Genomic DNA, 23,291 nt, shown 5'->3' on the forward strand with positions numbered 1-23,291 from the left:
GAGGGCCACGTGTCGGCCGATCAGCCCCTTCAATGACTGAAGGGTCTCTTCTGCCGATGTGTACTCCTGGGTAACGGACGAAATGGCGGTGGTAGGCTTGGTAATATTGAGCATCAGTCCAACTCGTCCATCTTTTGCTTTGGCGGCGAGTGCCAGCCCTACGGGCTCGTCGTCTGCGCCGCCGTCGTCGTTGTCGAAGTGACGCCCGAAATTCCCGTCACCCCGCCGCTGAAGTAATTAAGCCCGTTACCGCGAACGCTCTCAGCCGAGAACGTGAACGTTGATCCCGTACCGTTGCCCAAAGTGGCCGCTGGGTTGGTTCCGCCCCCGACGCCTCCTGGCGAAATTCCAGCGCCAGAAGCGCTCGTCGCCAGTGTTCTGTTCTTGTCGTCGCCGGTGATTGCCGCGTAAGCGGCCTTTGCCGAAGCAGACGGGCTGTTGTTCACTCGATCCTGAATCTCTGCGGCGAAATTAGGGTCCGTCCGCAAACAAAGCACAGATGCGGCCTGACCAAGGCCAGATCCGATCGCGCTTTGCTGATCGTCCGACGCGCCCCTAAGCAGGGCGAGAACCGGAGACAGTGTCGAGGAATCCGAGGCCACCAGATCCCTTACGGTTTGCGCAAGATCGGCCGCGCCCAGAATCGAGCTCGGATTTGCAACAAAGTTGTTGACGGTCGCAGCTGGCAACTTCTGATCGCCGGACAGACACGCCGCGGGCGCAACCTGGACGGAAGCCAGAGAGATCGTTCCGGCGATCACGAGACGTCCAAGCATCGAACCCATATATTCTTTAAACACAGCTTTCTCCCACCAACCGAGGCAGTTAACGCAGCCCTCCTATAGCATGCTCCTGCAATCTAAAGGCAAACCATCCACGTTGGATGACAGTAACTTTAACGGCTGCGTTCATCTAAGCCGTCCCCCAAATCCGGGCTGGCCGCACCAGGCTCGACGCGACTGGACGCAGACGGCGGCGCTAGTGCTTGAGCAAGTCCCGTGCCAACTATTGCGGCAACCATGAACGCGTATCCGGGGATCTGAAGCGAAAAATCAACCAGCGAGTGCAGCCCGGCCAGCAGCCAGGCGGCCAGTGCCACCGAAATGGGCAGAGGGTCGCGGGTCGGCCGCCGCATGATCGCCCAGATCAGTAAAAATAGGATCGCCAGATACCATGCGAGGACTCCGCCTGCGACGAAAACGCCGGTTTCCGACGCAAGCTCCAGCAGCACATCGTGCGCCCGATTCCAGGTGCCGGAGATCGATACATCGCCTGGGCGATACGCCTGAAAAATCGCGACAAAGCTTCCCAGGCCCGTACCAAGTTCGGGGAAGTCACGCGCAATCTGCATGGTCGTCCGATAAACCGGCCAGCGCCCCTCGTCGCTGAACCCCTGGATGCTGAAGCGTTGCCCGACATTACCCCCGACAGTCAGCATGAGACCTGTCGCCACCAATGATCCAATCGCGCCCACGGCGACCATGGCTTTCCAGTGGGCAAACTCGCGTCGGAAATACGCCAGAAACGCAACCAGCAGCGCGATCAGCGTGAGAACGGAACCGGCTCGGGATCCCGTCATGAAGACGGCGCATAGCGTGGTGACGAAAATCGCGAGAGCGAACAGGCTGCGATTCGTTGGGTGCGCGACGAGTCGCTGGAACGCACCGCGAAGGTTCAACCCGCGCCGCTCCCGCATGTCGCGCAGTTCCTCGCACCAGAAGAGAAACCACAGGACCGACGTCTGTCCGAAGAAGACCGCCGCCGTGTTCCGGTTGGTGAACGTGCCCGTGAGATTGGCCAGATGATCCGTCTTGTTCTTCCAGAACAGAATCTTGCCGGGATCGACCGCGAAGGTGACAATCCCGAGCAAGGCATAGGCGGCGCCGGCGAAAGCAACGACGCGAAGCAGCCTGAGGCCGTCACGCCGATCCGACGCGATCGAAAAAGACACAAGCAGCATGAGCACGAAGGCCAGCTCTGCACCGATCGCGATGAGCGGCACATCCCTCACGACCGATACGATGGGAGGAAAATCTTCTCCCAGCACAGCGCCCGCACGGGCCCAGATCGGGTGCACGAGCCCGCTGGAAAACCATGGTCGCACCGATATCTGCTCGTGAATAACGACCAGATAAGCGCCAAGAGACACGAAGGCCGCGAATAAAAAGACTATCGATTTGCCGGAAAGCCGCGCCGGCACGCTGCAAATCGCGGCCAAGCCCAGCAACAGGCCCCACGCCGCGACAAAGCTCACGGCCGTCGAGCCGAGCGGAAACGGCGAAAGACATATGACGGCAGCGACGCAGGCGAACGCCGCCTGAGTGGCGACCAGACGCACGACACCACGACGCTTCCTGTGGGGATTTTTTACCGCTTGGCTGCGCTCGACTCGTTTCGGCGCCATGGCAGTGTCCAGACCCTAGAGCTCGGCCTCTCTTCTTCGATGAAAGCGCGAAGCCGCGATACGAATTCCTCCGGCGCCTTCCGGGAAACGCCCTGGGATGCAACCATATCGCTGAGATGGTTCAACCGGTCGAGGAGTTGGGCTTCGTCCCTCACCACGTAGAGACCTGGTGTATTCTCGAAACGCGCAGCGGTTGCAGACTGATGCTCGTTCCTGTGCTCGCCGCGCGTGTGGTCACGCGGCATGATGATGATCGGCTTCCTGAACTCAAGGGCCGTCAAAATCGAGCCCATGCCGGCATGGGCGACGATCAGCTCAGCCTCGGCCTGGAGCTTGCGAAACTTGTCCGGGCTCATCATGTCGAAGCACTTGAGCGCCCGAGGCGTGTAGCCCGACGGTCCGGTCTGCGCCATGACGTCGGTTCTTCCGTTCTCGACCGCCCACATATCCACGGTACTGATCAGGCGATCGAAAGGAAATTGGGTGCCGACAGAAACCAGAATCACAGTACCGCCCCGAAGGAAGAAAGGTTGGGGTATTTTTCCACGAGATGAGGCCATTGCGTAAGCCACAGATCTGCATAGCGTCTGGCGAGCTTTCCCGATAGCGACATACGTTCCGAATTCGCAAGGCTGTCGATCCAGACGGTTCGCGCCCCTAGCACTTTGCCCACCTGAATTGCAACCAATCCGGGCGCTGCGCCCGTCGTCACGATCACGTCGGGACGAAATTTTGCAATTATCCAGATCATCTGGGCAAACAGCACCGCAAAGCTCGCAGGATGGCTCCGCGAGGCGTCTGTCACGACGGCCACAGGGGTCGCACCGGACGGAGCCTCGGCTCCTTCCATTGTGGTCACATACAAGGCCTTGTGTCCCTCGAAGGCGGGACTAAGGCGCGACAGCTGGACCCAATGTCCACCACCGGACGCGACCAGCATCAGTCGTTTTACGGCCATATCCGTTTTCCCCACCGGGTTGCCCTGCCGAGCGCTTCTCCGGTCACACGAGCGATAAACACAGGTATCCCTAGCAAGTACCGACGCCACAGACGAAGGGGCTCGTAGAGTAACCTAAACAACCATTCCAGGCTGAGTGCCCGCACCAGGGCCGGCGCGCGAGGAACCTCCCCCGAGACGAAGTCGAACAGTCCGCCAACGGCGAACGCGCGCGGGCATGCATAAGGAATGTGCTTGGCAATCCAGAGTTCCTGCCTTGGATTTCCAAGTCCTACCAGCACAAGATCAGGGTTTGATGATTTGATCCGTTCGACGATCTCGTCTTCCTCGGCTGGTTCATAATAGCCATCCTGACACCCGACGATCGTGTGCCGAGGCCACATGGCTGCGATGACCTCCGACGCCCGTTGGACGGAGGACGGCCTAGACCCCACGAGAAATATCCGCAACCGGTGCGTCGTCATAGAAAGAACCGCCGGAATCAGATCCGTTCCATTCATGTTCGCCGGGAAAACCGCCCCTTTGAGGATCGCGCTAGCAAGATTCAATCCAACTCCGTCATTGAGGACGGTGAACTCCCTCAGGATCTGGAGAACGAACGGATCGGAGCGCGTGAAGTTGAACAGATTGGCGTTCAGGAACGCGACCTTCATTGGCTGTTCAGCCGCCATCGACGCGTCGAATCGCGCCACGAACTCTCCAACGTCCGAGGAAAGCACGCTGACGCCGCCAATGTCGACCAACTGTCCTACACGGTGGGGCATCAAATGGTTTCGCAAACTATCATAAACAGAAACAAGTCCATCCGGTGTCAATCTTGTTCGATACAGTTTTCGAGCAAGCGGACGCAGGTGCCCCAGTCATAGTCATCCAAGACTTTGTTTCTGGCTGTGTCGGCCTCGCCCCTCGCGACTTCCAAGTCGCCTTGGCAAAGAATGTCAACAGCTGCCTGAACGGCGTTGTTCGCAGAGACGACCCGCCCACAGTAATCTTGCGTCATCTTCCGCGCGCCGGGCAAATCTATGCAAACCGGATAGGCGCCCGCCGCGAGCGCCTCGAGAACGATCAAAGGGAATGAATCCAATATCGAAAGGTGAATCAGAAAATCCGCAGCCGCGAGCCTTTTCATCAGCTCTTCTTCTTCCATTGCCGGAAAAAGCGTAACATTCTCCTTGATGCCATGTTCGGCGATCCGCTCGTTCAGCGCCATCCGCGTCTGGTCATCGCAGCCTCCGATGACTTCCGCAGTGAAGGCCAGGTTACGCTGCTTCAGCCTGGCGCAGACCTCGAGGAACAGAAAGCTGCCCTTTTCGTGCGAGAGCCGGCCGGCATGGATCAGCTTGAGACCCTGGCGGCCTGCCCTTTTCTCGACGACGAGCTGTCGTGTGCCAATCGAACGTGGCAGAAAAGTGTGAATGCGGCATCGGGGCACGCCGGCAGGCAACGCCAGCTCCTGAAGCTGGGTCTCGGACAAATATGCAAACCTGCTCGACAAGCCGAGCAGCGCGCGGCTCAACGCGCGAAGCATGGCGATCCGCGTAGATTTCCAATTGGCCCCGAGATGTGGCGTTACCACAACCTTGAACCCCATCGCTCTCGCCGCGACCAGAAAAGCCAAATCCGCCAGGTTCACATATTGGAGCCACACGGCGTTCCAGCCTTCATGACGCCGCCGCCAGAAGGTGCGAAGTGATTGCCAGGCCCGGACGGAAGTTGCGGGCCTCAGATAGGCCGTATTTACCGGCAGCCAGTCGACCTGGAGCCGCGCGTCCAAATTCATTGCATCATGGGCACGACTGCAAAATGCCTCAACACCGCCTGGGCGCGCAGGACTGCCTCCAAGGATAAGAACCTTCATCAACAAAGAACTCTCGAACAATATTCGGCCGCTGACGGTTTGCACGTATATGACACCTTGGCCAGCCGGTTTAATCCAAAACCCGGCAATCAAGACCGAAGCTGACGGGAACAGCCCGCTACGATCCTTCCGACGATGCCATTCCCATGCCATCGTGGGCAAAAGCCGGGCGGAAACGGGGCCGAGAGTCTCTTTTTCTTTTCAGCGGACCATGGTACGGATCAAGCCACTCAAATTCTTCAAGAATATGTGTGCCGCGGACTCGTAACGGCTTTTGCAGGTGATCTGACGAGGCTCCGACACCTAGCCGGCAGTTTGCAAAATGAGCGCCCAGTCGATCGTTTTTCTCCTCTCTCACTCTTCTGCAGGAGGCGTTCAGGAAATCTGGGCCAATCTGGCTGAAGGTTTCCGCGTCCGCGGCTTCGACGTGCGGTTGATGGCGCTCTACCCGTATCGCGCGCAAGTCCGTGAGACTTCTCCTCATTTGCCCTGGCAATATGTCATCTCCCGCCGGCCGACGGCGATTGGCGCGCAGATCAAGATGCTGATGTCGCTGGTAAGGCTGCTGCGCAAGAATGCGCCCGACATGATTTTCACGGCAATGCCGGCAGCCAATGTGCTTGCTCCGATCGCGGCACGGCTCGCGGGCGCATCGACGCGCATCGTCATCTCGCATCATTCTCCCGTGGGCACCCACAGCCGGATTCTGAACAAAATCGACGGCTGGGTCGGATCGTGGCCGAACGTGCAGACGGTCGTGACGGTCTCGGACGCGGTCGGAGAATCGCTGAACGGCAAGCCGAACGCCTATGTCGCCAAGCGGCGAACCATTCACAACGCGCTCCCGCCGGAGATCGAGACGTTGCTCACAACGCTTTCCGCCGTGCGCGAGCGCAAGACGACGCGCGCGCGGCGCGTCGTGGCAACGGGGCGCCTGTTCCCACAAAAGAATTATCCCGTTCTGGTGCGCGCAGCCGTGCACATGCCGGACGTCAAGATCGTCATTGTCGGCACCGGCCCCGAGGAGGCCATGCTGAAGACGCTCGCTGACGAACTCGGCGTGACGGACCGCATCGAATTTGCCGGGCATCGCTCCCGGAAGGAAGCGCTCGAGCTGCTCTCGGAAGGCGATGTCTTCGTGCAGCCGAGCTGGTTTGAAGGACACAGCCTCGGCTTGATCGAGGCTGCGAAGCTGCAATTGCCACTGGTTGTTTCCAACGTTCCCGTTCAGATCGAGGGCATTACCGCCGCCGACGGGACGGCATGCGGCATCGCCGTCGATCCCAGCGACGACAAGGCGCTCGCCCGCGAGATCCTGCGGCTACTCGACGACCCGGCTCATTACGTGACGTGGACTGATCGCGCGCGCCACCTGGCAGACGCGATTACTTATGAAGGCATGATTTTAAAGTACGAGGAGTTAGTACATGACGATAGCAGTCAGGGGAGTGAGACCGGCTGACGCCACCGCGTCCAAGCCCAGAACGACAATTCTTACGGTCCAAGTCATGCGCGGCCTCGCCGCGGTAGCAGTTGCGATATTTCACGCACACGTCATCCTAGCAAGACCCGAATACGGCGGCTTCACGATCCTGCCGAGCATCGCCACAAAGGGCTGGCTCGGTGTGAATTTTTTCTTCGTGCTCAGCGGCTTCATCATCATGTTTGCGCACGCAAACGACGTGGGCCGGCCGGATCGCATAGCCAATTACGTCTGGAAGAGATTTTCCCGGGTCTATCCGGTTTACTGGATATTCCTGATCTTCTTCCTCGCTGCCGCGTATCGCGGGATAGGCCACCCCAACTTCTCGTGGGATAATGCCAATATTTTGACAGCGTTTGCGCTCGTCAAACTTTGCGATCAATTCAGCCTTCCGCTTCAGGTCGCATGGACGCTGTTCTACGAGGTGACATTCTACGCGGTCTTCATTGTGTTGCTGGTGAATCGCACAATCGGAATCGCCGTGCTGTCGGCATGGATGCTATGCGTCACCTTCAGCAGCCTTGTCCTCGGAAACGTCGAGTGGGGGCTTCTGAATATCTGGAATGCCTATTTTGTGGTCGGCATGCTCGTTTATCTGCTTTATCGGAGAATGGACGGGCGCTGGGCGGTACCGCTGCTGGTCATGGGCTCGCTGTTGCTGCTTGTGATGCTTCGCGGCTATATCGGGGAGATGGAGTACGCACAGACACATCCGCGGATGATGATCTCGATTGCACTGCCGTTCGCGATGATCCTTCTGGGGTGCGTCCTGGCGGAACGGCGCTATGGCTGGAAGCCACCGCGCGTGCTGCTAAACCTCGGAGACGCGACCTATGCCATCTATTTGGTACATTCTCCCGCTATCACGATGATTGCTTTGCTGAACTACAAATTTGCAGCAGGAGTGATGCCGCCGATGGCTCTTTTTGCCGTCACATGCGTAGGTTCCGTCGCCGCAGGCGTTCTGGCGCACATCTTTGTGGAACGTCCAGTTCTTGGGCTCCTGAAGAGCCTCGAGACGCGCGGCGTCGGCACGAAGGTTGCAGCGATGGGCAAATGGCTGGGCGGAACGGTGGTTCAGTCCGCTCGAGGCCTCGCGCAGAGCCGTTACATTCCGGCGCGCGGGCATCATCATGCCGGGCTTGGAACTTCCGGCATATCCCGTGCCGACTTGATCAAGCCGGCGTGATAGGAGTGGAATGTTGACGCCAGAAGAGTCCGCCGGACGTGACAGACCGTCTCATCCGGCAAAGAAGGCACTCCAGTCCGTGCAAGTCATGCGCGGGCTGGCAGCCGTTGCCGTCGCCATTTACCACACCCACCTGATCCTGGCGCAGCCCGAATATGGCGGCGTCAGCCTGTTCGGTGCTGTGGCTTCGAAGGGATGGCTCGGCGTCAATTTCTTCTTCGTTCTGAGCGGCTTCATCATCATGTTTGCTCACGTAAAGGATGTGGGCAAACCCGCCAGACTTGGAAACTATCTCTGGAAAAGATTTGTACGGGTATATCCGGTTTACTGGATTTTCCTGACCCTCTTCCTGATCGCCGCCTACCGCGGCATCGGACACCCCAACTTCTCGTGGAACACGGAAAACCTGCTTTCCGCCTATGCTCTCGTCAAGCTCGCCGAGCCGCTGAGCCTGCCGCTGCAAGTGGCATGGACGCTGTTCTATGAAATGGCGTTCTATGCCGTTTTCTGCACGCTGATCCTGAACAGGCTGCTGGGCACCGTGGTGCTCGTCGCCTGGGCCGTGTCGATTCTGGTCAACAGCCTCGTTCTCGGACACGAGCCGGGATTGCTCCAGATGTGGAACGACATGTGGTGCGCCTATTTTCTGATCGGCGTCTGCACGTATTTCGCTTTCACGGTCATCGACCAGCGGTGGGGCGTTCCGCTGCTGGCCCTGGGTCTGGTCCTCCTGGTCGTGACAGCTTCGACCCTTGCGGGCGGCCGGATCGGCGTCACCCAGAAGGATCCGCTTGTTCTGCTGACGCTCGCGGTGCCCTTCGCCTTGATCCTGCTGGGCGGCGCCTTGGGCGAACGGCAGCATGACTGGAGCTTTTCGCCGATCTTGCGCAAGATCGGCGACGCGACTTATTCGATCTATCTGGTGCATTCACCCGTCATTACGGTTGTAGCGCTGCTCAATGCTCGCCTTGCGTCACATTGGATCCCCCCGATTCCCCTTTTCCTGTCGACCGCAATCATCGCAGTTGTCGCCGGCGTGCTCGCCCACATTTTTGTCGAGAAGCCGGTGCTTCGTGCCCTGCGGGACCTTCGCGCTGGCCGTCGCGCCGTGAGCCAGGCCGCTGAGTAGGATCATGAGCGCAAAAGCAAGATATTTTGCCGGCATCGACGGGCTACGGGCCGTCGCAGTCCTGTCGGTGCTTCTCTATCACCTGCACGAAAGCTTTCTGCCGGGTGGATATTTCGGCGTCGACATATTCTTCGTCATCTCGGGCTTCGTTGTCACGGGATCGGTCGCGGGGGCGCGTTTCGACAGCCTGTTCCAGTTCCAGGGATATTTCTACGCACGGCGCATCGTGCGCATCATGCCGGCGCTGGTGTTCTGTCTGGTCGTCACCGCCGTTGTCGGAACACTGTTCATTCCCTCGTCCTGGCTGAGCAACATGCTGGCCAAGACCGGCCTTGCGGCCTTCTTCGGCGGCAGCAACATCGTGCTGGCGCTCAACAATGACGAGTATTTCTCACCCAGGGCGGCCTTCAACCCGTTCGTCCACACATGGTCTCTCGGCGTCGAGGAGCAATTCTATCTCCTGTTCCCGATGCTGATCTATTTCTTCCATCACGAGCGGCCGGGCGCCAGGACAACGCGTGCGGTCGCGGTCATATCGGCTCTCTCGGTCATTTCGTTCGCCTTGTGCGGACTGATGACGTGGTATCGCTGGGAGTACGCGTTCTACCTCATCCCGGCGCGCTTCTGGGAGTTGGGTGCCGGTGTCGTGCTGTATTTGTCGATGAACGCATGGGCGCCGCACATCAGCGCGCTGAGCCCGCAGAAATACAATCTCGGGTTTATCACCGGATTGCTGCTGGTCGCCGTCTCTTTCGTAATTCCGGCCACGATATTCTCGCCGTTTCCGGCGGCCCTCGTTCCCGTTGCGGGCACGGCCTGCCTGATTGCGTTCATCGTGGCGCAACCCGAGCGTGCATTGCCGGCGCAGTTTGCAAGACCGGCTCCCGTCTTCGTCGGAAAGATCTCCTATTCGCTCTATCTCTGGCACTGGCCGACCTTCGTCCTGTTTCGCTGGACGGTCGGGCTGGACCAGATCCAGACCTGCCTCGCGGCAGTCGCAATCGCCGTGCTTCTGGCGATCGCCTCCTACGAGATCGTCGAGCAGCCCGCACGAAAGTTTCAGTGGCAGAAGCGCCTGTCCGTCGCGAAGTTCATTCCTGCCTCGCTTGCCGTCGTTCTGGTGATCACGGGGGCCACGGCCGGCGTCTTCAAGTACAAATCGAAGCTGACGCTCAGTGTCACCGGCAATACCGACGTCTGGTACCCGCTGGCCCGCAAGAGCGTGGTGTCTGCGAAAGACTGCAGGATCGTGCGATCCGACGTCGTGGAAGGCGGCGTGCCGCTGACGATCTGGAAACCGACCGAGTGTCAGGGAGCGCCCTCTGCCGGGATCGTCTATGTCGTTGGCGACTCCCATGCCAGTGCCTACACCACGATGGTACGCCAATTCGCGCTCGATACCGGCACCACCGTCAAGGTCTACTCGCACGAGGGCTGCGCGTTCATTCCGCTCGATCGGCCGATCGCCGAGCACGACAGCGACTGCAGGAAATCTCATCAGGTCATCGCGCAATATCTGAAAGGCGCGATCAAGCCGCACGATCTCGTGTTCCTTCCGAGCCTGCGCCTCCCGCGGTTCGGCAATCAGTGGGGCGATCTCGACGGTGAGAGCAGGGCATCGACCCCAGCAGCCCAGAACCAGGCAGCGGTCGTGGCGGAAGCCATGCAGCTCCTCGCCCCGATCACCCAGCACGGCGCACGCGTTGAATTCGAGGCGCCCAAGCCGATATTCCGGACTCCTCCGTTTCGTTGCTCCGATTGGTTCAACCGGGACAATGCCGTTTGCGCCCCGGGCTTCAACATGAGCCGTCAAGACCTCGAGAAATTGCGCACACCGATCCTGGCCGCGATGACCGAGCTCACCGCCAATAATTCCAAGATATCGGTCTGGGATCCCTTCCCGCTGCTGTGCCCCGATCAGACCTGCACATCTTTCCGCGACGGAAAGCCGCTGTTCTTCGATGCGGATCATCTCAGCGGTTTCGGCAACGACTTGTTGTATGGAAACTTCTCCAAGAACACGCTTGCTTTGATGGGCTCTACCCAGAGCGCCAACGCGGAACCCAAGAAGTAGGAAGCATCAGCGCGCCGCCGGCTCCCAGCGGCGCGTTCGGGACGGAGCATCGCTGATATTGATCGTGGCCTCGATCGTCGTTTCTCCCTGAACGCGAAGCGCACTCCCCTTCACCAGCAACCGGAAGGTATCGGACTCGTTCGTCGAGCCGGCGATGTAGCGGAACGACGGACCGTTGATCGCGATGCGGCCAAACTTCGGCTGATTCAAGACGAGAACTTGATCAATCAGAAGGGTGGACCAACGGAGCCCCTGCACGCATTCCTCGCCTTGGCGGAGCTCGATGCTCCAGTTTACAACTTCCGAGCGAAGCCGGATCGGTTCTGGTCGAAGAATGCACGTTCCGCCGGCCCGCACGGGCGTCTGGCAGGCAGCTGTCAGGAACGTGATGACCAGAATGGCGATGCGGATGGAGTAGCGGGGCATGGCAAAGACCACTCGTGGCTCTTCCAAAGGGGACGCATAAATAAACTGTAGTGGCAACCATATTGGCGCCGACATTGCACCGCAACAAACATCCCGGTAGTATCGAGTAGAGCCGCTTGCCTGACGCAGCATGGTTACGACGATCAGGCGGCCTTTGCCTTCAGTATTGCTGATCCACACGCCAACCGACGTCCGGCAGGAATGACCATTCAATCCGAACGAAGCGCTTCGATTGCTCTTCACCGCAGACCTGCGCCGCCTTCGGTGCCCATCGCCAGCCTGACGATGTACGCGCTGCTCGGCTTGATGGTGGCCGGCCCGTATCTGACGTTGAAGACTCTTCCCTATACAGGTGAAGGAAGCGTTCTGAGGCAGCTCGCCTTCACGGGTGTCTATATCGCGGCGATGACCGCGGCGCGTGTTGCGGCCAATCCCCGCGGCCTCTTCCCGCTTCCGTTAAGCCTCGGACTCACGCTGCTGTGGTTCTGGCTGAGCCTCACCTGGGCGGTCGATCCCGACATCGCCATGCGCCGTCTCCTGCTGACGACGATGATCGTACTCACCGTGTTCAGCATGGTGGACATTTTGGGTTATGCGAGGACAATTCTCATCTTCCGCGAGATGATGATCGTGATCCTCGCGATCAATTTCCTGTCCGTCGTCCTGTTGCCGTCGGTCGGCATCCACCAGCAGCTGGACGTCGAGGGATTTGGCCTCGATCCCGAACTGGTCGGAAACTGGAAGGGAGTTCTGACGCAGAAGAACTTCGCCGGCGCCGTCTGCGCGCTTACCATTTCCGTATTTCTGTTTGACGCTCGTTCGATAAAGACCTGGATCCGCTGGGCGGTCATCCTGGGCAGCGCGTTTTTCCTGTACAAGACGCATGCAAAGACGTCGATCGGCATGATCGCTTTGTCCTTGTCGGCGGGATGGGTTTTCCAGGCCTACAATCCGAGATTTCGACCGCTGCTCCTGCCGGCCCTGCTGGGTACGATCCTGGTGATCGTCGGTGCGGCGATCGCTTACTGGAGCGATATCCAGGCGATATTCAGCCGGCCGGACGCATTCACGGGACGCGTGCATATCTGGTCGACGCTGCTCTCTTACTGGAAGGACCATTGGCTGCTCGGCTCGGGCTATGGATCGTTCTGGAATATCGGCGGCAACAAAAGTCCCCTGTATCATTACGTCAGGGAGACGGATTGGGTCGCCCTCGTCGCGATCGGACACAACGGCTACATCGACCTGCTCTGTCAGACCGGGCTTCCGGGGCTCGTCATGGTGATCTTGTCGACCGTCATCATTCCGCTCGCGAACCTGGGCTCCGGATCGATCCCCCGCAGTCAGCGTGGCCTGCTGGCATCCTTCCTGATCTTCTGCGTCGGACACAATCTCACGGAAACGAGCGTGCTGGATCGTGACTCCATCGTCGGGATCCTCCTGATGTTCACAATCGCATTGATTCTGGCGTCTGCGCGCTCGGCGCAATCCGCGCCCACGGGCGCTGTGCCCAGCCTGCATGGTTGACTGACTCTTGAGCGAGGGCAGCAAACAAAACTCCGGCCTTGAAAAGGCGCTTCGGTACGGTCTGGCAGCGATCGGACCGATTGCAACCGCAGGCAGCCAGTTCGTTCTTTCGCTGCAGCTTCTGCACGTCCTCGACATCAAGTCGTTCGGCAGCTTCGCCTTCCTGCTGGTCACCTCCCAGTTCAGCAGCGGGGTCTGGAGCGCATTGTTCTGCGCACCGCTTCCCGTGCTGGTCACTCAAGGATCCGCCGAGCAGCGGCAAACGATGCTGCGTTGCCTTTTCGCGACCAACCTCGTGCTTGCGGCGGCGGCGTTCTTCGTCTTCTGGGCCCTGGGAGAGGCGCTTGGCGTCGCCCATGGCGCGGCGGCGCTGTTCGCAGGATACGGCGCTTTCGCGCTGCTGCGCTGGTTCGGCCGGGCCTATGCGTACGTCACCGGACATCAGATCAGGGCAACCATGTCCGATCTGTTGTACAGCCTCGCACTGCTCGCGGGACTCAGCGCCATCTACCTTACGAAATCCTCCGACCTTTATCTGCCAAACGCAGCGCTGATGGTGAGCGCCATACTGAGTCTGATTCCGTTCGGAGGCTCCTATCTCATCCAGCAATTCGTCAGACTTTCCTTCCGCGACATTCCTCGCTATCGGGAAGTCTGGCGCCGGCATTCGAGCTGGTCGCTGACCGGCGTGGTGACCACAGAGGCGACCGCCAACGCGCACGCCTACATCGTCACCTTCTTTCTTGGCCCGACTGCGTTCGCGCCGTTGTCGGCGAGCGCGTTGCTGATCCGTCCGATCAGCGTCGTCATGAACGCGCTGACCGACTTCGAACGTCCGCAGATGGCGCGCCAGCTCGACGCCGGCAATTTCGGCGGCGCGCTGCATTCCCTGCGCACATTCCGTATCGCCATGATCGGAATTTGGGCGTTGACCGCGCTGGCCGCGGCCGCTCTCATCATATTCGCTCCGCGCCTGATCTTTCCCGAGCGATATGCGATCAACTACCTGGCCGTCGCGGCCGCGTTGTGGATGGCAGTCGCCGGAATACGGTCGCTGCGAACCGCCGACAGCGTTCTGCTCCAGGCGGGCGGCGTGTTTCGCGAGCTCGCCTATGCCAGCATGATTTCGTCGGGTGTTTCGGTACTGGCAGTCATCGGACTGCTCGTCTGGGGCGGCCCGCTCTGGTCCATCGCTGGCATCCTGGTCGGCGAGGTGGTCTATGCGGCCTGGATCTGGCGCGAGGCGGCGCGCTGGCGGCATCGCCAGTCTGCCGCCGGCTCTGATGGCGCCGGGCCGATCGCAGCTTCGCCGGACACCGCTCGCGCGCAACCACGCGAGCGCGTCGACGAGGAGCAGGCTTCATGAAGGTCTCGGTTGGCATCAAGGCCTTGAATGAGGAAAGCCACATCGCCGCATCGCTGGGGAGCGCCGTTGAAGCCGTTCGGCCTTTCGGCGGCGAGGTCATCCTGGCCGACAGCGGCTCGACTGACCGCACGATCGAGATCGCAAGCCATTTTCCCGTGAGGATCTATCAGCTCGCAACGCCTTCCGAGCGCTCCTGCGGCACCGGCGCGCAGCTCGCCTTCCAGCATGCCGAAGGTGACTATTTCTACCTGCTGGACGGTGACATGGTGCTCGATCCCGCATTTCTTCCCGCAGGGATCTCTTTCCTTGAGTCCAATTCCGGGTTCGCCGCGGTCGGTGGCCGCGTTCGCGAGGTCAACACCGATACCGAGGAGTACAGGATCCGCGCCAACACGGTGCAGGCTGACGCCAACTGGCGGCCGGGTACGGTCGATCGGCTGGATTGCGGTGGCCTCTACCGCATGTCCGCGCTCAAGGAACTCGGCTACTTCGCCGACCGCAATCTTCACGCCTTCGAAGAATTCGAGCTCGGCGCACGACTGCGCGAACGGGGCTGGCAACTTGCCCGCATCGACGTTCCGGCCGTCGATCACCACGGTCATACGACCGGAAGTTTCAAGCTGCTGTGGCGACGGTTGAAGTCCGGCTACGCCGCGGCGCATGGCGAGGTCCTGCGCGGCGCGATTGGCAGGCCGCATCTGTCCCTGGTCGTCCGGCACCTCAGCCATATCAGGAACAGCATTGCCGTGATCGCCTGGTGGGCCGCGTTGATCATACTCGGCTTCCTGTATCCGCTACTTGCCCTGACCCTCCTCGTGCTGCCCTTGCTGCTGCTGGTCGTGCGCAGAAAGTCGCTTAGGCTCGGTCTCTATTCCTTCACGATGTGGAACACCTATGCCTGGGGGCTTCTTGCCGGGCTGTTCAGCTCCCGCAAGCCACCCGAACGGAAGATCGATTCGGTCGAGCTCGCCGCACAACTTCCCGAGAGGACGCAGGCCTCACATCGCCCATGACAACTCGCTTCTCACGCTTGCAGATGATTTCCAGCAGAGTAACTCGATGAAACGCATCTCGGTGATCGCACCGCATTTCCAGGAGTACTCGCTGCTTTTCGCCAACGCGCTGTCGCGTCATGGTCCCGTCAGGCTGTTCATCGATCTGAAGCGACTGAAGAGCGAGTTCAGCGACCGCCAGATGCCTGTCGCCGCCAATGTCACCATACAGCATGTCGGGCTCAATTCGGTCCTCGATGTATTCCGCATTCTTTTCGGGATGCTTCGATCGCGCCCTAACGAACTGTTCGTTCAGGAAGCTTCCGGCCTGCTCAAGTCGATCATCTGCGCCTGCGTGGTCACCGTCGCCCGGCCGTTCTGCAAGGTCGTCCTGACCGTGCACGATCCGGTGCCGCATTCGGGGCGCGATGCGGCGATCGCTGGCCGGCTCGATCGCTTTCGCCGCTATGTCCGCGGGCGGGCTCACGTGGTTCTGGTTCACGGACGATATTGCTACGACGAGTATGTCGCGAACCACAACTTCCCCGGACAGAAGGTTCACATCACCGAACACGGCGTCATCCTGTCCGACGGGGACGCTACCGAAACCCCTGCCGCGCCGTTCAGCGTCCTGTTCTTTGGCCGCATGGAGGAATACAAGGGCGTGGATGTGCTGTGCGAGGCGACCGAGATCCTGAAGGACGAGAACATCGACTTCAGGCTCCGTATCGCCGGACGCGGACCCGAGATCGATCGCTTCCAGCAACGCTACGAGCGCATTCCGGGCGTCGAGGTGCTCAACACGTTCGTTCCGGCAAAGGGGCTGGTCGAATCGATCATGGATGCCGATTGCGTCGTCCTGCCGTATTTGAGCGCGACGCAGAGCGGCGTTCTCGCGGGGGCCTTCGCCAACGGCCGCTTCGTGATTGCAAGCCGGGTTGGCGGCATTCCAGACATCGTCACGCACATGGAGGACGGGATTCTCGTGCCCCCGAACGATCCTCGCGCGCTGGCGGACGCCCTGAAGCTTGCCGCATCCGACAGGGAGCTTCGGCAGCGTTTGAAGGCCGGAGCGCGCCACACCACCGACACGCGGCTTCGCTGGGACCGGATCGTCGACAACCTGCGCTCGGTCTGTTGATGTCGTCGTCGGAAGTCCGGTACCGCCCCGACATCGACGGCCTGCGGGCCGTCGCCGTCGTTGGGGTGCTGGTTTTTCACGTTGCCCAATCGTTTCTTCGCGGAGGCTACGTTGGCGTCGACGTCTTTTTCGTGATTTCCGGCTACTTGATCAGCTCGAACATCCTTGCGCAGGCCGAGCAGGGAAAGTTCAGCATCGCGCGATTCTACGAGCACCGGCTGCGACGGATATTTCCGGCCTATGCCGTCGTGCTGGCTTTCACCACGGCGGCCGTCGTCTGGAAATTCGTCCCGAGCGAGATCAACGCCTATGCGAAGGCACTTGGAGCGGCGATCGCATCCGTCACGAATATCTACTTCTGGGCCACATCGGACTATTTCGCGGTCGCAGCTGAAGAGTTGCCCCTGCTGCACACGTGGTCGCTTGCGGTCGAGGAGCAGTTCTATCTTCTGTTTCCGTTTCTGGTTGTTGCCATCCATCGATGGTTTCCCGGACGGCACGCCGTGGCCGTGCTCGCGATCTTCCTTGTCTCATTGGCCGTCAGCATATGGGGCGCGTATGCTGCTCCGATCGCCACCTTCTATCTTCTTCCGACGCGCGCCTGGGAGCTGCTTCTGGGGACGTTGCTTGCGCTCAAGATCGGACCATCGCCGCGAACCGAATTGCAGCGAAACCTGACGGCCGGCGCGGGGCTCGCGCTGATCGCACTCCCCATGATTCTCTATTGGCCGTACACGCGCTTTCCGGGACTGGCGGCCGTTCCCCCTTGTCTGGGCGCCGCCCTCATCATGCTGGCTGGCGAGACCGGTGGCAGCCTGGTCGGACGGCTGCTGTCGATGCGCCCTGTCGTGTTCGTGGGGCTGATCTCATATTCGCTCTATCTCTGGCACTGGCCTCTTATGGTGCTTCAGCGCACCGACTTCCTGCTGGTGCATAGCGACTCCCGCCTCGTAACGCGCGGCGCCGTCTTCGTCGCATCGTTTGTCTGCGCGTTTCTGTCCTGGTGGATCGTCGAGCGGACGACGCGAAATCGCCGGCTCGTCTCGTCCAAAACCATCGTCCTGGGTTCCGGTGTCGCAACATTGGCACTGCTGCTCGCAGCCGGCGTGCTGGGTTATACCGGCGGCTTCCAGCAACGTTTCTCGCCCGAAGCCTTGGCCGTCGCGCGATATCTCGACTACGATGAAAAGCAGCAGTTTCGCGAAGGCAGCTGTTTTCTCGACCGCGACACGCCGTTTCAACGCTTCGACCGGACTGCCTGCCTGCCGGACATTCCGGGCCGACCGAGCTATCTCCTGATCGGCGACAGTCACGCGGCCGCCCTCTCCTACGGATTGCGTCAGGCTTTTCCTGACGCAAATGTCCTTCAGCTGTCGGGCGTCGGCTGTCCGCCGACGATCGCACTTCAGCCTGCTGCAAGCGAGGCATGCAGCGGACTGAACCGTCTTGCTTTCGTGGAGATCCCGAAGACGCGCAAGATCACCAAGGCCTGGCTGGTGGCGCGATGGAACGTCGGACGCCTCGGCCAAGGGCCCGGCTGGAACAAGGATTGGCTGGCGGATTTGCAGCGGACCGTGGAAGAGCTGCGCCGGCTTGGAATCGAGTCCATCGTAATCGGTCCGATGCCCGAATATGCGTCGCGCTTGCCGAGGTTGCTGGCGAAGTCCGTCGAAACTCACGACCCCGGTCTTGCCTCGCGTTCCGTGACACAAGACTCGCTCGCTCTGGATCGCCAGATGGCCGACTTCACCCGCAAACACGGGATCGCCTACGTATCTCTTGCTGAAGCCGTTTGTTCCGGCCCCGATAAAAGCTGCATGACCTATGCAACCCCGGGCGTGCCTCTGCTGTTCGACAGCGACCATCTGACCGACATCGGAGCAGCGCTGGTCGCGGAGAGGATCTCGCCGCAGCTTCGGTGATGGCAATTCGTCACCTGCCGCGTCCGCGCTACCCTCACGCATCGCCAGCAGCGCTTCACGGATGCGCCCCCCGTATTGTTACGGAAATCGAAAACAGAAAAACGACGATTTAGCGGCCTCTTCAGGCCGGCTCCCTCAGTACATTCTTCACCTCGTTTGAGGAATCGCGAAGCAGCTCGTCGAAAGAAAGTGCGTCCCGCTCGCGGACCACTGCTCAATTTTTCAGCGGGGAATACGCGCGGCTTCGTGTCGCGGTTTTCGATCGCCTCATTCAAACGAACGAGGTGGCAGCAGAATAGAGTGTGCGATCAGCTGATCCGGCAACACGCTGAAATCCGCGTTTTCCGAGAGGACCGCGGCATTATTTCCACTCGCATCAACGAAAGTACGAAATTACAGCTGTTTGCACGACAGGTTTGTGACGAAACATTTCCATTCGCTCGCGGCGTCTGCGCAAGAGCGTGCTCATTATTTGCGCCTGCAAGAACCGTCGACGCCAAATTCTGAACAGATTATTGACTGATCTAGCGCCTACCAACGTTGAGCGCGACGATTCATATTTGGACTATTTGTTGTAAATCTTGAGGGTCACACCAAGCTGAAATTTGCAAATGAGTGGCTTTTTGCGCCTAGAAATTCAAGGAGAGGCGCATGGCTACCTACGTTACTGCGAACGGATTGGTCCTCCCAATCTCTCAGACGCCAGACAATTGGCCCGCAGGCACGACGGCTTCGGAAACCCAGATCGGCACTTCCGGGAATGATCAATTCCAGGGTTCAGGCGGCGATCTTCTGATCGGTGGCGCCGGCGACGATACGTATTTTCTCTGGGATGCGGCATCCTCGATCACGGAGCAGGCGAGCCAGGGAGTAGACACCGTCTACGCAGAGTATTGGGGTGCGGCCACCCTTTCCGACAATGTCGAAAATCTGTTCCTGATGTCCGACGGTTCGACTTCGGGAACAGGCAACGCGTTGAACAACATCATTGTGGCGGGCGCGATTGGCGCGACGCTCGATGGCGGCGCAGGCGATGACGTTCTGGTCGGCGGCGCGGGAGCCGATATCTTCAAGGTCACAGCGGGCAACGGCTCGGATGCGATCGTGAATTTCAAACCGAGCAGCGACGTCGTCAAACTGAGCGGCTACGGCATATCGAGCTTCGATCAATTGATGTCGCTCGCAACGCAGAACGGTTCCGACGTGCAGCTTTCCTTTGCCAATGGCGAGAAGCTCGTCCTGCGCGACGTCAACCTTTCCGATCTGAGCGCCTACGACTTCGGCCTGCCCGCTCCGGTCTCGGCATTACAGCCCGGCTACAGCCAGTTGGTTGGATCTGGCGAGATCGCCGTCGCGAACGGCTGGGTGATCTTCAACAATGTCTGGAATCCGGGGAGCCTTGGATCCAAGGACTATTCGATCACCGGCTCGTACAAGGCTGCCGACCTCACGGACCACACAACGTTCACCTGGTCGTTTCCGCTCGTGACTGAAGCCGTCTCGACCGTTCGCGCCTATCCCGAAATAAGTTTCGGACCGAACCCTCTCAGCGACGTTCAGACGCCTGCCCCCGGCGCCGTCTTCCCGATCCAACTGAGCTCCCTGTCCGGACTCACCGCCAGTTTCGACCTTTCCTATCAGGGAAACATGGATGGCTTCGACGTCTCCTTTGACATCTGGCTGACCAGCGTGCCGAATGGTGGAGCATCGACCATCACAAACGAAGTGATGGTCTGGCTGCACAAGGGCGACGTCAAGCCGTACGGCGACCTGATCGGGACTTACCAGGACGGGACCATCTCCGCCAAGATCTATCATGGCGACAACAATGGCCGCCCGTACACCGCCGTCGTTCTCGATACCGACCTGCCCGCGGGCAGCATCGACTTTAGCGGGATATTGAACAAGCTCCAGAGCCTCGGCATCGTATCTTCCAGCGAATATCTGGCCTCGATCGAACTTGGTGCCGAAGTCGTTTCCGGTGCGGGCTCGCTGACCATCAACGATCTCAATTTCGCCGTCAAAACCAAGGACGCGCTTGGTGCCGTAACGTCGACCACGGTGACCGGCACTGACGTATCAAGTACCGTAACGACACCCGGCACGACCTCGGTACCGGTGATCGGCTCGTTCTCACCCGACACCAATGTCGTCGGGGATGGCCTCACCAGCGCCAACAAGATCACCCTGAGCGGAGGCGCGGCGGTCGTCGGCAGCACCATCGTGATCTATGATAACGGCACCAAGATCGGAACGGCGATCACGGGGGCCGATAATTCGTGGTCATTCACGACATCGACACTGTCGGATGGTACCCACGTTTTCACGAGCAAGATGATCGACTCCGCCGGCAACGTCAGCGCATCCTCGGCGGCGCTGAACGTGACCGTCGACACGACTGCGCCAAACGCGCCGACCTTGCTTTCGATTACGCCGGACAGCAACATCGTGGGCGACGGTGTCACCAGCGCCAATCAGATCACCCTGCATGGCGCAGCAGCGGCCGGCATTACCGTGCAGATATACGAGAGCGGCAACCTGATCGGCAGCGCCGTTGCCGGCAGCGACGGTCTCTGGTCCTTCGCTACCGCGACTCTCGCAGACGGCAAGTACAGTTTCAGCAGCAAGGCGATCGACGCGGCGGGCAATGTCAGCGCGACGTCCGCCTCATACGGCGTGACGATCGATACGGTCGCGCCGAACAAGCCCGCGTTCTACGGGACCGCGTCCGATGGGCACGTGGTCACCAATGGAGCCACCAACGCCAATCACATCACGCTGAACGGAGCCGCGCTGCCGAACAGCACGATCAAGATTTTCGACGGAAGCACCCAGATCGGAACCGCAACCGTCGACGGCAACGGTGTCTGGACCTTCGTGACTGCAGCCCTGGCTGACGGCAATCATACGCTCACCGCCAAGACCATGGACGCTGCGGGCAATCTCAGCGCCGCCTCGACGGCTCTGGCCATCACGGTGGATTCCGTCGCGCCAGATGCGCCGGTCCTGCTGTCATTCTCGCCTGACAGCAATATCGCTGGCGACGGCATCACCAGCGCCAACAAGATCACGCTGAACGGCGCCGCAGCGATCGGCAGCACCGTCAAGATCTACGATGGGGGCACCTTGATCGGTACCGCCGTCGCCAACAGCAGCGGGCTCTGGTCATATGCAACCAGCGCGCTGTCGGACGGCACTCATTCGTTCACCAGCAAGGTGATCGATACGGCCGGCAATCTCAGCACGGCGTCCTCCGCCATGAAAGTGACAATCGATACGGTAGCGCCGAACAAGCCAGGATTCTCCGCATTCGCTCCCGATGGTCATCTCGTCACCGGCGGCGCGGTCAACGCCAACCACATCACCATGAACGGCGGTGCTGCCGCCAACACCACCGTCAAGATTTTCGACGGAACCACGCAGGTCGGAACTGCATCGGTCGATAGTAACGGCGTGTGGTCCTTCACGACCGCCGCGCTGGCCGACGGCAGTCACACGCTCACCGCCAAAACCATGGATGCGGCCGGCAATCTCAGCGCGGCATCGACTGCTCTGAGCATCACGGTGGATACCGTTGCGCCCGATGCACCCGCCCTGCAGTCGTTCTCTCCCGACAGCAATGTCGTCGGCGACGGCATCACAAGTGCAAACCAGATTACGCTGAATGGCGCGGCAGCGGCCGGCGCGACCATCAAGATCTACGACGGCAGCATTCTGATCGGCACCGCCGTGGCGAACAGCAGCGGGCTGTGGTCATACGCGACGGCTGCGCTGTCGGACGGTACGCACACGTTCACCAGCAAGGCAGTCGATACAGCTGGCAATTACAGCGCCGCGTCCTCGGCCTTAAAGGTCATGGTTGACACGGCGGCTCCCAACAAGCCGGGTTTCTCCGCCTTTGCCCCCGACGGCCACCTGATCACCAGCGGGGATACCAATGCCAACCACATCACTCTCGATGGCGGTGCTGCGGCCAACAGCACTGTCAAGATCTACGACGGCACCACGCAGATCGGCACCGCATCGGTCGACGGCAACGGTGTATGGTCTTTCACGACCGCAGCATTGACCGACGGCAGTCACACGCTCACCGCCAAGGCCATGGATGCAGCCGGAAACCTCAGCGCGGCCTCGACGGCGTTGAACGTCGCGGTCGATACCGTGGCGCCCGATGCACCGGCCGTGTTGTCATTCTCTCCTGACAGCAATGTCGTCGGCGACGGCATCACGAATGCCAGCAAGATCTCGCTGGCGGGCGCGGCTACGGCCGGCCTTACCGTCAAGATCTATGACGGCACCACGCAGATCGGCAGCACGACCGCGGGAAGCGATGGCACATGGTCCTTTGCCACGGCAGCACTGTCCGACGGCAACCACAGCTTCACCAGCAAAGCGATCGACACGGCCGGCAATGTCAGTGCGGCCTCCTCGGCACTGAAGGTGACCGTCGACACGGTCGCGCCAAATGCGCCCAATTTCACGGCCTATGACACAAGCGGTCACGCGATGAGCAATAATGCGTCGACCAGCGTCGATCAGTTCATCCTGAAGGGCGGTGCTGCCGCCAATATGACGATCGAGATATTCGATGGCTCGACCCGGATCGGCACCACGACGGCCAACAGCAGCGGCGCCTGGTCTTTTACGACCGCCGCCCTCGCCGACGGCAATCACGTGATTACCGGGGATGCAGTGGACGTCGCCGGCAATCACAGCGCGGTGTCCGCCGCGCTGAACCTGACGGTCTGGCATGATCTGGTGGTTTAGACGACCACGCGAACCGATCTCGGGCCCGCCAGTGGCGGGCCCGCCGGTAGACGAC

The 23,291-nt window shown here is 60.3% G+C and carries 17 protein-coding genes; 10 read left to right on the forward strand and 7 right to left on the reverse strand.

The window, feature by feature from the left end; all coding sequences use genetic code 11:
* Nucleotides 1-158: 158 nt before the first annotated feature.
* From PMI42_RS27690 to PMI42_RS27715, 6 genes are all read right to left on the reverse strand, one after another.
* Nucleotides 159-800 carry a hypothetical protein gene (locus PMI42_RS27690; RefSeq protein ID WP_008140391.1) on the reverse strand — a complete coding sequence of 214 codons (642 nt, stop codon included), beginning with the start codon at nucleotides 798-800 and terminating at the stop codon, nucleotides 159-161.
* Nucleotides 801-895: 95 nt separating this feature from the next.
* Entirely contained in the window at nucleotides 896-2,404 is a 1,509-nt protein-coding gene (locus PMI42_RS27695; protein WP_008140393.1) for an O-antigen ligase family protein, read from the reverse strand.
* Nucleotides 2,368-2,910: a glycosyltransferase gene (locus PMI42_RS27700; RefSeq protein ID WP_008140395.1), complete on the reverse strand. Its 543-nt coding sequence runs from the start codon at nucleotides 2,908-2,910 to the stop codon at nucleotides 2,368-2,370. Before PMI42_RS27700 ends, PMI42_RS27695 begins: the two co-directional genes overlap by 37 nt.
* A complete protein-coding gene (locus PMI42_RS27705; protein WP_008140397.1) occupies nucleotides 2,907-3,362 on the reverse strand; it encodes a glucuronosyltransferase in 456 nt (151 codons plus the stop codon). The genes PMI42_RS27700 and PMI42_RS27705 overlap by 4 nt, the downstream gene beginning before the upstream one ends.
* Nucleotides 3,353-4,126 carry a WecB/TagA/CpsF family glycosyltransferase gene (locus PMI42_RS27710; protein WP_008140399.1) on the reverse strand — a complete coding sequence of 258 codons (774 nt, stop codon included), beginning with the start codon at nucleotides 4,124-4,126 and terminating at the stop codon, nucleotides 3,353-3,355. The genes PMI42_RS27705 and PMI42_RS27710 overlap by 10 nt, the downstream gene beginning before the upstream one ends.
* Before the next feature lie 47 nt (nucleotides 4,127-4,173).
* A complete protein-coding gene (locus PMI42_RS27715) occupies nucleotides 4,174-5,220 on the reverse strand; it encodes a glycosyltransferase family 4 protein (protein ID WP_162137425.1) in 1,047 nt (348 codons plus the stop codon).
* Nucleotides 5,221-5,542: 322 nt separating this feature from the next.
* Between PMI42_RS27715 and PMI42_RS37560 the strand changes: the two genes are divergently transcribed.
* The 4 genes from PMI42_RS37560 to PMI42_RS27735 are packed head-to-tail and all read left to right on the forward strand — an operon-like array spanning nucleotide 5,543 to nucleotide 11,095.
* A complete protein-coding gene (locus tag PMI42_RS37560; protein WP_008140403.1) occupies nucleotides 5,543-6,682 on the forward strand; it encodes a glycosyltransferase in 1,140 nt (379 codons plus the stop codon).
* Nucleotides 6,648-7,892 (forward strand): acyltransferase family protein, encoded by a 1,245-nt coding sequence (locus PMI42_RS27725; protein ID WP_008140405.1) that lies wholly within the window; start codon nucleotides 6,648-6,650, stop codon nucleotides 7,890-7,892. Before PMI42_RS37560 ends, PMI42_RS27725 begins: the two co-directional genes overlap by 35 nt.
* Nucleotides 7,893-7,902: 10 nt before the next feature.
* Nucleotides 7,903-9,021, forward strand: a complete 1,119-nt coding sequence (locus tag PMI42_RS27730; protein WP_008140407.1) for an acyltransferase family protein — start codon at nucleotides 7,903-7,905, stop codon at nucleotides 9,019-9,021.
* Nucleotides 9,022-9,025: 4 nt separating this feature from the next.
* Nucleotides 9,026-11,095, forward strand: a complete 2,070-nt coding sequence (locus PMI42_RS27735; protein ID WP_008140408.1) for an acyltransferase family protein — start codon at nucleotides 9,026-9,028, stop codon at nucleotides 11,093-11,095.
* Between the two features lie 6 nt (nucleotides 11,096-11,101).
* Here the strand turns inward: PMI42_RS27735 and PMI42_RS27740 are convergent, their stop codons facing one another.
* Nucleotides 11,102-11,533 carry a hypothetical protein gene (locus tag PMI42_RS27740; protein ID WP_035966803.1) on the reverse strand — a complete coding sequence of 144 codons (432 nt, stop codon included), beginning with the start codon at nucleotides 11,531-11,533 and terminating at the stop codon, nucleotides 11,102-11,104.
* Between the two features lie 189 nt (nucleotides 11,534-11,722).
* Here PMI42_RS27740 and PMI42_RS27745 point away from each other — a divergent pair, with 189 nt between their 5' ends.
* The 6 genes from PMI42_RS27745 to PMI42_RS37570 all read left to right on the forward strand — a co-directional run bounded on the left by PMI42_RS27745 (nucleotide 11,723) and on the right by PMI42_RS37570 (nucleotide 23,236).
* Nucleotides 11,723-13,048 carry an O-antigen ligase family protein gene (locus PMI42_RS27745; protein ID WP_081502958.1) on the forward strand — a complete coding sequence of 442 codons (1,326 nt, stop codon included), beginning with the start codon at nucleotides 11,723-11,725 and terminating at the stop codon, nucleotides 13,046-13,048.
* 7 nt (nucleotides 13,049-13,055) lie between these two features.
* Complete coding sequence (locus tag PMI42_RS27750; RefSeq protein WP_008140415.1) at nucleotides 13,056-14,414, forward strand: polysaccharide biosynthesis protein; 1,359 nt, start codon at nucleotides 13,056-13,058, stop codon at nucleotides 14,412-14,414.
* A complete protein-coding gene (locus tag PMI42_RS27755) occupies nucleotides 14,411-15,427 on the forward strand; it encodes a glycosyltransferase family 2 protein (protein WP_008140417.1) in 1,017 nt (338 codons plus the stop codon). Before PMI42_RS27750 ends, PMI42_RS27755 begins: the two co-directional genes overlap by 4 nt.
* Nucleotides 15,428-15,473: 46 nt before the next feature.
* On the forward strand, nucleotides 15,474-16,547 hold the full coding sequence (locus PMI42_RS37565; RefSeq protein ID WP_008140419.1) for a glycosyltransferase family 4 protein: 1,074 nt from the start codon (nucleotides 15,474-15,476) through the stop codon (nucleotides 16,545-16,547).
* Nucleotides 16,547-18,469 (forward strand): acyltransferase family protein, encoded by a 1,923-nt coding sequence (locus PMI42_RS27765; protein WP_008140420.1) that lies wholly within the window; start codon nucleotides 16,547-16,549, stop codon nucleotides 18,467-18,469. Before PMI42_RS37565 ends, PMI42_RS27765 begins: the two co-directional genes overlap by 1 nt.
* Nucleotides 18,470-19,120: 651 nt before the next feature.
* The gene (locus tag PMI42_RS37570) at nucleotides 19,121-23,236 is read left to right on the forward strand and encodes an Ig-like domain-containing protein (RefSeq protein ID WP_008140422.1); all 4,116 of its coding nucleotides are present in this window, start codon (nucleotides 19,121-19,123) and stop codon (nucleotides 23,234-23,236) included.
* Nucleotides 23,237-23,291 lie beyond the last annotated feature (55 nt).

The sequence above is a fragment of the Bradyrhizobium sp. YR681 genome, assembly GCF_000282615.1.
GTDB lineage: Bacteria > Pseudomonadota > Alphaproteobacteria > Rhizobiales > Xanthobacteraceae > Bradyrhizobium.